A 5,691-nucleotide genomic window follows, 5' to 3' on the forward strand; every position below is an offset into this window, starting at 1 on the left:
TATTTAATATCACAGGTCCATCTTATCGAATCAAAGATAAATTAAATCCTAAAAAAACTGAGAACACTTAATTGCAACAAATTGGTCAAATTATCTTGACTTTTATACGATGTTACCATCACTGATTTTAAAGATATTGGGATTCATCGTCCACAAGACCTCCCGGGGTAATTCACGAATCCTATTTCTTTCACAACGTCCTGATCTACTGTCTTGGTTTTACGTTTACCTTTCGGACTTCGGTTTGTTATGCAACCTTATCCACCATTTAGCCTCATCAGGTTTCTATTCGTACGCTCGAAAGAATCGCTACACCACTTCCTCCACCCATGACATCACTGTCAACGGCTTGTGGTTCACTACACTTGGCGGTAACTACCTGTGGTTGGTTTGTCCCCAACTGAATTCATGCCATGCCCGGCACACATAAAAAGAATTTAGCAGCTAGCTAAATTCTTTTACTTTGATCAATTTCTTTAATAACACGCGCTGGTACACCGATGGCTAAAGAATTATCAGGAATATCTTTAGTAACAACACTTCCAGCTCCAATTACACAGCCGCTACCAATCTTTACACCAGGCATAACTGTAACGTTAGCCCCAAACCAGCAATTATCACCAATTGTTATTGGTAAAGCTCGTTCTAATCCCTGATTTCTACTATAATAATCCATAGCATGATTAGCTGTATAAAAACCACATGATGGTCCAATAAAAACATTATTACCTACCGTTATTGTAGCACCATCCATGAAGTAGCAATTAACATTAATAAAAACATTTTTGCCTAACTTAATATTAATGCCATAATCGCAAGTAAACGGACTTAATAACTCTAATCCTTCTGGTTTTTCTCCTAAAATTTTTTCAATAATTTCTAGACGTTTTTCAATCTCTTTAGGACGAATCTGATTTAATTGAAAACATAAATCCTGTGCTTCAAGACGCTCATTGACTAGTTGGGTATCATTATTAGGATCATACCACATTGCCAGTTTCATTTTTTCTTTTTCAGTCATTATCTTTTAACCCCTTTTTCAACCATTCCATTGGAATATCAGCACTTGGATATCCCGCTATTAATATTACAAATTTTATAACTCTATTTATAACATATTCTTATAAAATAACATTTTATTACAAGGCTATGCTATCTTAATATATAAATGCTTAATCAAACATTCGCTTATATTTTCAAATCAATATATAATTATATTATTTACAATCAAATAACTTATTTTTAATATCTCTAAAATTAATCTTTACTTATATAATATCAGTGCAAGCAATCTTCTATTTTATTAATTATAATCCAGATAATGTTCTCATTACGAGATCAACATCTTTATTTTCAAGTTCTTGTATGATATGTAAATATGTTTTTTGTGTTGTTGTCATACTAGCATGACCTAATCTTCTTGCTACACTTGCAATCGATACACCTGCAAATAATAATAATGAAGCATGTGTATGTCTTAAACCGTGTATAGATATTATTGAAATGCCACATTCTTTACAATGCCTTGTTAAAACATCATTAACTGTCGAATTATATATTTTATTTTCACCAACAAAAATAGGTTTATCTTTTGGCAACGTCTTAATGAGTTCAGAAAACTTAACTACAATTTGCCAGTCAATCTGTATTTTCCTTACTGATGATTTATTCTTTGTTGGTAAAAAGCCACCCGCTCCTTTATAATCCCATGTTTTACTGATAGATAACATTTGCCTTGAAAAATCAAAATCATCAGGCGTAATTGCCAATGCTTCTGAAAAACGCATTCCCGTTTTAGCTACAAGTAAAATAAACCAATCCCAGTTTACAGTTTCTTTTAAATCAAGATTTGCAAGCAATGTATGTAACTCAAATTGATTTAAGAATTTAATCTTCTTTGTCTTTGGCGTTTTCCCTTTAATAATTGCTTTTCTTGTAGGATCTCTACTAAGCAAACCCTCATCAATGGCATCTAGAATTGCTCCTTTTAGCTGATGATGAAAATCTAGTGTTGTCTGTCTTTCATGTTCTTTTGCATATTCATTTAAAAGTTGTTGATAAGCAGTCCTGTTAAGATCCATTATCTTCAATTTTGGAACCAGCTTTTCAACCCATTTATATGTCATTAAATATTTTGCCATCGTAGCATCTCTAATGGCACCTCTTTTATATACTTCTATCCATTGTTTATAGTATTCACAAAATAAAGTTTCCTTGTTTATATCGTTTAACATAAGCGACCTCCATCTTTCAATTGCTCACACTGATATAGACAAAGAAACTTATACTAATTTTTTAACGTATTATAAGCGGCTTTATTTCTTCTTCCATCAATTTTCTAAGTTCTGCCATCATTTTAGAATAATATTTAAATTTTGGGAGAGCTTTTTCCTGAGCTTGTTTGTAGCTTGCAAAATTTGCTGTTTCCTTAATTGCACTTTCGTTTGGAATCTCTCCATTTCTATAATGACTAGCTGCATATTTCACTTCTTCTTCTGATGCATACCAAGTATCACAAAAATCAGCAACTACTTGTTCAATACACTCCTGTTTTGTATTTTCAATAATATTCAAAATAGACTGTCCACGATATTTATTTTCATCTAATTCAATTTCATAAACTACATTTGACATGATATCTGCAACTTTGGGATTATCATTTCTTAATTCTTCAATATACTGTTTTACTTCATCAATTTTCTTTTGTCTTACTTCAAATGTAATTTTTTCACCAGTATCTTCTTGATTAACAATATTTTGAATTAAGTTAATAATATATTCATAATCGATTTTAGTATGACTATATGCCATAAGTTCATAATCTGAATCAATAACAATACTTGTAGGATCATCTCCTTTACCAGGGTCTTGTCCATACTCTTTTAACTCAGCCATTACATTATAATAATGTCCTGCATAATCATCATATTCCTCCTGAGTTATTCCGTATTCTTCCAACATAGAATCATCGTAGCAAGTAAATGACTTTAATTGAGCAAATAATCTATCAAAGTTTTGGAACATCTTGGCAAACACTTCTTTTTCTTTTATAGACATATTCACAACCTCTTCAGGTTTACTTGCAGATACTCTTAAAGCTGCTAGTGCTTTTTTAAATGCCTGTTCAATTTCATCCCATTCTGCCATTAGTGCATCTTTTGTTCCACCAGCAGAATATAATTTTACCGCATTATCAACAGTTTCTTTAAAAAGTACTGGTGCCTGGAACGTTACAATCTGTCCATAAGTTTTATTTTTATCAAAGATACGATTAGTTCTTGAAAATGCTTGAATCAGATCATGAGGTCCCATTGGCTGTCTATCGATGAATATTGTAGACATACAAGGCGCATCAAATCCTGTCAATAACCTATCCACTACAATAACTAAATCAAGCTGTTCACTTCTGCTTTTATATTTAGCATCTTTTCTAGCTAAACGCTTATTTAAATTAGCGTTATATCCTTGAATCTGTGATATATCATATTTTGTTCCAAACATTTTATTATAGTCATTCAGTGATTCTTTCATCTTATCCTGATTTACAGTAGAGCCTGCTTCATTTTCTGATACAGAATAAGTAATAGCAAATTTAGGAAAATCTGGAAGGACCTGTTTAATTTTTTCATCAATAATAAGATCTGTTTCTCCGTTTTTTACTTTTTTCAACAGTTCATAATACTTTTGAGCCATCTGAATAGAACTTGTAGTTAGAATTCCTTCATACGTCATTCCTTTTCCATTTTGAAAACCAAGCTTATGATATGACTTGTTTAATATAACATCCAAAACTTTCAACATATGTGCTTCGTTATCATATATAGCTACATTTTTTTCATCTACTATATTTTTTGGTCCATTATGTTCTACTTGAAATCCAAGCACAGCATTATCATGGATAGCATTTTGAATAGTATATTTATGCAGACGTTTTCCATATAATTCTTCTGTTGTTCTAGGTAAATCTCCCAACAGCGGATAAGGATTTTCAGCAAATCTTGGTGTCCCAGTAAATCCATACCACATAGAATTACTAAAGAATCTTTCTAATTCTCTTTTAGTAGCTGGAGTAACTGCTCTATGACATTCATCCACTACAAATGCAATTTTTAAATTTTTTATTTTTTTATATTCGGGTGTATCTTCTCGTAAACGTTTTGTTATCAATCTTTGAAGCTTTTGTATTGTTGTTACAATCACCTGTCTATCACTAGATTTTAACTTATTTTTCAGATCATTTACATTGCCTGTTTCGTCAACGTCAATTAAATCATTATTTGCATATGCCTGAAATGCCTGGGTAGTTTGTGTATCAAGATCTTTTCTATCAATCAAGAAAATTGTTTTATCAAGCGACGGAATATCCATCAAAAGATTTCTTGTAGCTTTATATGAGGTTAATGTTTTACCCGAACCTGTCGTATGCCATACAAAACCTGAATTTCCTGCTTTAGATGCATCTCGGATGGCCTCTATTGCATGTATTTGATATGGTCTTAATAAAATCAATCTCTTAGAATCTTCATCAAGAACAGTATATCTAGCAATCATCTCATGAGCTTCCGGGATACGAAGAACACATCTTGCAAAATCAAGATAATCACATACTGGATTATTATCACGATCAAGCCAGCCGCTGATAAATTTAGGATTTAATTCGGTATCACTAGCTGCAGAAAAATACTTTGTATCAACACCATTACTGATGACAAACATTTGAACAGCAGAAAAGATTCCTGTAAATTTTCCCTCACCAATATATTTCTTAATTTGCCAGAAACCATCCATATAAGAATGTTGTTTATTTTTAAGTTCAATATGAATCATTGGTAAACCATTAATCATAAGGGTAACATCAAAACGACGATCTCGTTCAGGTATATTACTTTCATCAGTATCTAAAGCACGATATTGATTGATAACTTCATACACACTGCTGCCTCCAGCAATATGCTCATGATTCATAACCACAAGATGTAACTTTTCTGTATTCCTTTGTACATGAACCATCACTTTACCATTTTCACCAACCAGCCATTCTCCAGCTTTATAAAAAGAAGAAAACTGTAACTGGTTTTTCACCTGATCAAATTCAGCATCAGAAAGACCTTCACCATTCAATCTATCTTTATTGTTTTGTTCCAGAATATATTTAAAATTTTTCCAAAGATCTTCTTCTGTTTTTAAATCCTTCCTGTATGTCCACTGAGATTCTCCGTAAACCAGTTGATCTATCAATTTTTGTTCTATTAATGCTTCTAATTCTGGCATAATCATCATCTCCTTTGTTACTAAGTCTGATTTTTACAAAAACAAATATCCAATAAATTATCTATTTTACTTATTAATCTTAAATATAAAAATATTCAAATATAAACATCTGATTTTTAAATAAAACATTACAATTATAGTTCCATCTATAATAACAAAAACCAATTCAACTTCCAATTCTATTACTTTAATAAATCGTAATAATATATTTACATAGAAAACACCAATGTCATTAAGTTAAGATTTTAATGGCAATCGAGGGTTATATTGCAAATATGCCCTCTCTTTTTTATCATTTTTCAAAGAAAAATATTGACATTGCAACGATAGTGTGCGGCCTATTATCAATCATAGAATTGATAATAGGCCAATTGTTTATAGGTATATGTTGGAGGTACTTGAACATGAATAACTATAAAC

Annotated in this window: 3 protein-coding genes; all 3 read right to left on the minus strand. The window is 31.4% G+C overall.

The window, feature by feature from the left end; translation table 11 throughout:
* Window positions 1–448: 448 nt before the first annotated feature.
* Window positions 449–1,021 (minus strand): sugar O-acetyltransferase, encoded by a 573-nt coding sequence (locus B5F09_RS14110; protein WP_087374971.1) that lies wholly within the window; start codon window positions 1,019–1,021, stop codon window positions 449–451.
* A 286-nt stretch (window positions 1,022–1,307) separates the two neighbouring features.
* Window positions 1,308–2,234 carry a site-specific integrase gene (locus B5F09_RS14115; protein WP_087374972.1) on the minus strand — a complete coding sequence of 309 codons (927 nt, stop codon included), beginning with the start codon at window positions 2,232–2,234 and terminating at the stop codon, window positions 1,308–1,310.
* A gap of 61 nt (window positions 2,235–2,295) precedes the next feature.
* Complete coding sequence (locus B5F09_RS14120) at window positions 2,296–5,271, minus strand: type I restriction endonuclease subunit R (RefSeq protein ID WP_087374973.1); 2,976 nt, start codon at window positions 5,269–5,271, stop codon at window positions 2,296–2,298.
* Window positions 5,272–5,691: the final 420 nt, after the last annotated feature.

Origin of the sequence: Erysipelatoclostridium sp. An173 (assembly GCF_002160495.1) — a bacterium.
Taxonomy (GTDB): Bacteria; Bacillota_I; Bacilli_A; order Erysipelotrichales; family Coprobacillaceae; genus Thomasclavelia; species Thomasclavelia merdavium.

What these genes read in the sequence shown, in the direction of transcription:
- B5F09_RS14115 (WP_087374972.1), bottom strand. Translation starts at nt 2,234, where the DNA reads ATGTTAAACGATATAAACAAGGAAACTTTATTTTGTGAATACTATAAA.
- B5F09_RS14120 (WP_087374973.1), bottom strand. Translation starts at nt 5,271, where the DNA reads ATGCCAGAATTAGAAGCATTAATAGAACAAAAATTGATAGATCAACTG.
- B5F09_RS14110 (WP_087374971.1), bottom strand. Translation starts at nt 1,021, where the DNA reads ATGACTGAAAAAGAAAAAATGAAACTGGCAATGTGGTATGATCCTAAT.